The 5,407-nt window shown below is 50.7% G+C and carries 2 tRNA genes and 3 rRNA genes; all 5 read left to right on the forward strand.

Annotated elements, in window-relative coordinates:
• The first annotated feature begins 44 nt into the window (after window positions 1–44).
• The 5 genes from NXS09_RS10715 to rrf all read left to right on the forward strand — a co-directional run bounded on the left by NXS09_RS10715 (window position 45) and on the right by rrf (window position 5,359).
• Window positions 45–1,585 (forward strand): 16S ribosomal RNA (locus tag NXS09_RS10715).
• Window positions 1,586–1,710: 125 nt separating this feature from the next.
• Window positions 1,711–1,787, forward strand: a tRNA-Ile gene (locus NXS09_RS10720).
• Between the two features lie 42 nt (window positions 1,788–1,829).
• Window positions 1,830–1,905: transfer RNA gene (locus NXS09_RS10725), tRNA-Ala, on the forward strand.
• Window positions 1,906–2,244: 339 nt separating this feature from the next.
• Window positions 2,245–5,133, forward strand: a 23S ribosomal RNA gene (locus NXS09_RS10730).
• 113 nt (window positions 5,134–5,246) lie between these two features.
• A 5S ribosomal RNA gene (gene rrf / locus NXS09_RS10735) occupies window positions 5,247–5,359 on the forward strand.
• Together the 16S, 23S and 5S rRNA genes with 2 tRNA genes alongside form the textbook arrangement of a ribosomal RNA operon.
• Window positions 5,360–5,407 lie beyond the last annotated feature (48 nt).

A 5,407-nucleotide genomic window follows, 5' to 3' on the forward strand; every position in this document is an offset into this window, starting at 1 on the left:
TGTCGGTTTCTTTGAAGCAGACCAGAAGTTAAAAGTTAGAGATTGAACATAAGAGTTTGATCCTGGCTCAGATTGAACGCTGGCGGCATGCTTTACACATGCAAGTCGAACGGCAGCACGGAAGAGCTTGCTCTTTTGGTGGCGAGTGGCGAACGGGTGAGTAATGCATCGGAACGTACCGAGTAGTGGGGGATAACTGTCCGAAAGGATGGCTAATACCGCATAATCTTTGAGAAGGAAAGCGGGGGCTCTTAGGACCTCGCGCTATTTGAGCGGCCGATGTCTGATTAGCTAGTTGGTGGGGTAAAGGCCTACCAAGGCGACGATCAGTAGCGGGTCTGAGAGGATGATCCGCCACACTGGGACTGAGACACGGCCCAGACTCCTACGGGAGGCAGCAGTGGGGAATTTTGGACAATGGGGGCAACCCTGATCCAGCCATGCCGCGTGTCTGAAGAAGGCCTTCGGGTTGTAAAGGACTTTTGTCAGGGAAGAAAGGGTTTGTGCTAATACCACGAACATATGACGGTACCTGAAGAATAAGCACCGGCTAACTACGTGCCAGCAGCCGCGGTAATACGTAGGGTGCGAGCGTTAATCGGAATTACTGGGCGTAAAGCGGGCGCAGACGGTTACTTAAGTCAGATGTGAAATCCCCGGGCTCAACCTGGGAACTGCGTTTGAAACTGGGTAGCTAGAGTATGTCAGAGGGGGGTAGAATTCCACGTGTAGCAGTGAAATGCGTAGAGATGTGGAGGAATACCGATGGCGAAGGCAGCCCCCTGGGATAATACTGACGTTCATGCCCGAAAGCGTGGGTAGCAAACAGGATTAGATACCCTGGTAGTCCACGCCCTAAACGATGTCAATTAGCTGTTGGGGCACTTGATGCCTTAGTAGCGTAGCTAACGCGTGAAATTGACCGCCTGGGGAGTACGGTCGCAAGATTAAAACTCAAAGGAATTGACGGGGACCCGCACAAGCGGTGGATGATGTGGATTAATTCGATGCAACGCGAAGAACCTTACCTGGTCTTGACATGTACGGAATCCTCCAGAGACGGAGGAGTGCCTTCGGGAGCCGTAACACAGGTGCTGCATGGCTGTCGTCAGCTCGTGTCGTGAGATGTTGGGTTAAGTCCCGCAACGAGCGCAACCCTTGTCATTAGTTGCCATCATTAAGTTGGGCACTCTAATGAGACTGCCGGTGACAAGCCGGAGGAAGGTGGGGATGACGTCAAGTCCTCATGGCCCTTATGACCAGGGCTTCACACGTCATACAATGGTCGGTACAGAGGGTAGCCAAGCCGCGAGGTGGAGCCAATCTCATAAAACCGATCGTAGTCCGGATTGCACTCTGCAACTCGAGTGCATGAAGTCGGAATCGCTAGTAATCGCAGGTCAGCATACTGCGGTGAATACGTTCCCGGGTCTTGTACACACCGCCCGTCACACCATGGGAGTGGGGGATACCAGAAGTAGGTAGGGTAACCGCGAGGAGCCCGCTTACCACGGTATGCTTCATGACTGGGGTGAAGTCGTAACAAGGTAGCCGTAGGGGAACCTGCGGCTGGATCACCTCCTTTCTAGAGAAAAGAAGAGGTTGTTGGGTACTCACACTTATCGGTAAGCTGTGTAAAAGATGCATGAGAAGTTAAATAAATGCTTATGCGCAAGCTATAAGCTGTCTATTGGTAACAATGGCGACCTTGGGTTTGTAGCTCAGCTGGTTAGAGCACACGCTTGATAAGCGTGGGGTCGGAGGTTCAAGTCCTCCCAGACCCACCAGAGATTCTTCGAGCAGGAAGTAGAAGCTGTTTGGACGGATAAGGGGGCATAGCTCAGTTGGTAGAGCACCTGCTTTGCAAGCAGGGGGTCATCGGTTCGATCCCGTTTGCCTCCACCACGAACCGCGAGGTTAGGGGATATTGATACTTTTTAAATTAAAGTCAGCTTTAAAAGCTGTTTTTAATTTGCAAAGTCATTAGACGACACAAGTTGTTTAATAAGAATGCATCGCTCTTTAACAAATTGGAAAGCCGAAATCAACAAACAAAGACAATGTCGATTTACCGAAAGGTAAGTTGTACAGTATTTGGGTGATGATTGTATCGAGTAACTTATGAAAGACAAAAGGCATAAGTTACACACAACAAGCAGTAAGCTTTATCAGAGTATGAACATCTAATCTAATTGCACGTCAACGGCAGTTTAGGTGAAGTCAGAGAGGTTCTTGAAATGATAGAGTCAAGTGAATAAGTGCATCAGGTGGATGCCTTGGCGATGATAGGCGAAGAAGGACGTGTAAGCCTGCGAAAAGCATCGGGGAGCTGGCAATAAAGCTATGATCCGGTGGTGTCCGAATGGGGAAACCCACTGCATTTTGTGCAGTATCCACTCCTGAATACATAGGGAGTGAGAAGCGAACCCGGAGAACTGAACCATCTAAGTACCCGGAGGAAAAGAAATCAACCGAGATTCCGCAAGTAGTGGCGAGCGAACGCGGAGGAGCCTGTATATGATAGCCATTGAGATAGAAGAACGAGCTGGGAAGCTTGGCCATAGTGGGTGACAGCCCCGTATTCGAAATTTCATTGGTGGTACTAAGTATACGACAAGTAGGGCGGGACACGTGAAATCCTGTCTGAAGATGGGGGGACCATCCTCCAAGGCTAAATACTCATCATCGACCGATAGTGAACCAGTACCGTGAGGGAAAGGCGAAAAGAACCCCGGGAGGGGAGTGAAATAGAACCTGAAACCTGATGCATACAAACAGTGGGAGCACCATTAGGTGTGACTGCGTACCTTTTGTATAATGGGTCAACGACTTACATTCAGTAGCGAGCTTAACCGGATAGGGGAGGCGTAGGGAAACCGAGTCTTAATAGGGCGCTGAGTTGCTGGGTGTAGACCCGAAACCGAGTGATCTATCCATGGCCAGGATGAAGGTGCGGTAACACGCACTGGAGGTCCGAACCCACGCATGTTGCAAAATGCGGGGATGAGCTGTGGATAGGGGTGAAAGGCTAAACAAACTCGGAGATAGCTGGTTCTCCCCGAAAACTATTTAGGTAGTGCCTCATGTATCACTTCCGGGGGTAAAGCACTGTTATGGCTAGGGGGTCATTGCGACTTACCAACCCATGGCAAACTAAGAATACCGGAAAGTGCAATCATGGGAGACAGACAGCGGGTGCTAACGTCCGTTGTCGAAAGGGAAACAACCCAGACCGCCAGCTAAGGTCCCAAATGACAGATTAAGTGGTAAACGAAGTGGGAAGGCCCAGACAGCCAGGATGTTGGCTTAGAAGCAGCCATCATTTAAAGAAAGCGTAATAGCTCACTGGTCGAGTCGTCCTGCGCGGAAGATGTAACGGGGCTCAAATCTGTAACCGAAGCTGCGGATGCATGCTTGCATGCATGGTAGGGGAGCGTTCTGTAGGCCGAAGAAGGTGACTTGAGAAGGTTGCTGGAGGTATCAGAAGTGCGAATGTTGACATGAGTAGCGATAAAGCGGGTGAAAAGCCCGCTCGCCGAAAGCCCAAGGTTTCCTACGCAACGTTCATCGGCGTAGGGTGAGTCGGCCCCTAAGGCGAGGCAGAAATGCGTAGTCGATGGGAAACGGGTTAATATTCCCGTACTTGATTCAAATGCGATGTGGGGACGGAGAAGGTTAGGTTAGCAAGCTGTTGGACTAGCTTGTTCAAGCCGGTAGGTGGAAAGTTTAGGCAAATCCGGACTTTCATAACACCGAGAAGCGATAACGATTGTCTACGGACAAGAAGTAACCGATACCACGCTTCCAGGAAAAGCCACTAAGCTTCAGTTTGAATTGAACCGTACCGCAAACCGACACAGGTGGGCAGGATGAGAATTCTAAGGCGCTTGAGAGAACTCGGGAGAAGGAACTCGGCAAATTGATACCGTAACTTCGGGAGAAGGTATGCCCTTTGATGTGAAAGACTTGCTCTGTAAGCATTGGAGGGTCGCAGAGAATCGGTGGCTGCGACTGTTTATTAAAAACACAGCACTCTGCTAACACGAAAGTGGACGTATAGGGTGTGACGCCTGCCCGGTGCTGGAAGGTTAATTGAAGATGTGAGAGCATCGGATCGAAGCCCCAGTAAACGGCGGCCGTAACTATAACGGTCCTAAGGTAGCGAAATTCCTTGTCGGGTAAGTTCCGACCCGCACGAATGGCGTAACGATGGCCACACTGTCTCCTCCCGAGACTCAGCGAAGTTGAAATGGTTGTGAAGATGCAATCTCCCCGCTGCTAGACGGAAAGACCCCGTGAACCTTTACTGTAGCTTTGCATTGGACTTTGAAGTCACTTGTGTAGGATAGGTGGGAGGCTTAGAAGCAGAGACGCTAGTTTCTGTGGAGCCGTCCTTGAAATACCACCCTGGTGTCTTTGAGGTTCTAACCCAGGCCCGTGATCCGGGTCGGGGACCGTGCATGGTAGGCAGTTTGACTGGGGCGGTCTCCTCCCAAAGCGTAACGGAGGAGTTCGAAGGTTACCTAGGTCCGGTCGGAAATCGGACTGATAGTGCAATGGCAAAAGGTAGCTTAACTGCGAGACCGACAAGTCGAGCAGGTGCGAAAGCAGGACATAGTGATCCGGTGGTTCTGTATGGAAGGGCCATCGCTCAACGGATAAAAGGTACTCCGGGGATAACAGGCTGATTCCGCCCAAGAGTTCATATCGACGGCGGAGTTTGGCACCTCGATGTCGGCTCATCACATCCTGGGGCTGTAGTCGGTCCCAAGGGTATGGCTGTTCGCCATTTAAAGTGGTACGTGAGCTGGGTTTAAAACGTCGTGAGACAGTTTGGTCCCTATCTGCAGTGGGCGTTGGAAGTTTGACGGGGGCTGCTCCTAGTACGAGAGGACCGGAGTGGACGAACCTCTGGTGTACCGGTTGTGACGCCAGTCGCATTGCCGGGTAGCTAAGTTCGGAAGAGATAAGCGCTGAAAGCATCTAAGCGCGAAACTCGCCTGAAGATGAGACTTCCCTTGCGGTATAACCGCGCTGAAGAGTCGTTCGAGACCAGGACGTTGATAGGCAGGGTGTGGAAGCGTGGTAACACGTGAAGCTAACCTGTACTAATTGCTCGTGAGGCTTGACTCTATCATTTGAAGAACTTCAGATGAAAGCTTACTGTATCCTTCAAAAGGATACGATACAAACATTACCGAGAAGTTGATTGCAATAAAAACGGCTTTACCGATTTGACAGTTTAGTCTGGCGGCCATAGCGAGTTGGTCCCACGCCTTCCCATCCCGAACAGGACCGTGAAACGACTCAGCGCCGATGATAGTGTGGATACCCATGTGAAAGTAGGACACTGCCAGACACTTATACCGAACCCCTGATAGGAAACTATCAGGGGTTTTACTTTATT

It is taken from the genome of Neisseria montereyensis, from assembly GCF_024834045.1.
Taxonomy (GTDB): Bacteria; Pseudomonadota; Gammaproteobacteria; order Burkholderiales; family Neisseriaceae; genus Neisseria; species Neisseria montereyensis.